General features: G+C 67.2%; 1 protein-coding gene. It reads right to left on the reverse strand.

Going from position 1 to position 822, the window contains the following annotated elements:
• Positions 1-822 (reverse strand): methylmalonyl-CoA mutase family protein (locus tag ACFIF2_RS35880; protein ID WP_395577486.1); only part of this gene is annotated, 822 nt, incomplete at both ends.

Raw genomic sequence — 822 nt, forward strand, 5'->3', positions numbered from 1 at the left:
TCGACGGTCGCGGTCACGTCCGTCTCGTACGCCAGCACCTGCTGCGTACGCAGCGCCAGGCGCGCGGACTTGTCGGTGGGCAGCGCGATGGCCTCGTCGAAGGAGTTGGTGTGCAGCGACTGCGTACCACCGAGGACGGCACCCAGGCCCTGCACGGCGACACGGACGAGGTTGACCTCCGGCTGCTGGGCCGTCAGCTGCACACCCGCCGTCTGCGTGTGGAAGCGCAGCATCAGCGACTTCGGGTTCTTCGCCCCGAACTCCTCCCGCATCACCCGCGCCCAGATCCGGCGGGCCGCACGGAACTTCGCGACCTCCTCCAGAATCGTCGTCCGCGCCACGAAGAAGAAGGACAGGCGCGGCGCGAAGTCGTCCACGTCCATCCCGGCCGCCACCGCCGTACGCACGTACTCGATCCCGTCCGCGAGGGTGAAGGCGATCTCCTGCGCGGGAGACGCCCCCGCCTCCGCCATGTGATAGCCGGAGATCGAGATCGTGTTCCACTTCGGGATCTCGGCCCTGCAGTACTTGAAGATGTCCGCGATCAGCCGCAGCGACGGCTTCGGCGGGAAGATGTACGTCCCCCGCGCGATGTACTCCTTCAGCACATCGTTCTGGATCGTCCCCGTCAGCCGGTCCGCACTGACACCCTGCTCCTCGGCGACGAGTTGGTAGAGCAGGAGCAGCAGGGAGGCCGGCGCGTTGATCGTCATCGACGTGGAGACCTTGTCCAGCGGAATCCCGCCGAACAGCACCCGCATGTCGTCGATCGAGTCGATCGCGACCCCGACCTTGCCGACCTCACCACTCGCGATCGGAGCG

Source organism: Streptomyces sp. BK79 (genome assembly GCF_044142145.1).
Classification (GTDB): Bacteria; Actinomycetota; Actinomycetes; order Streptomycetales; family Streptomycetaceae; genus Streptomyces.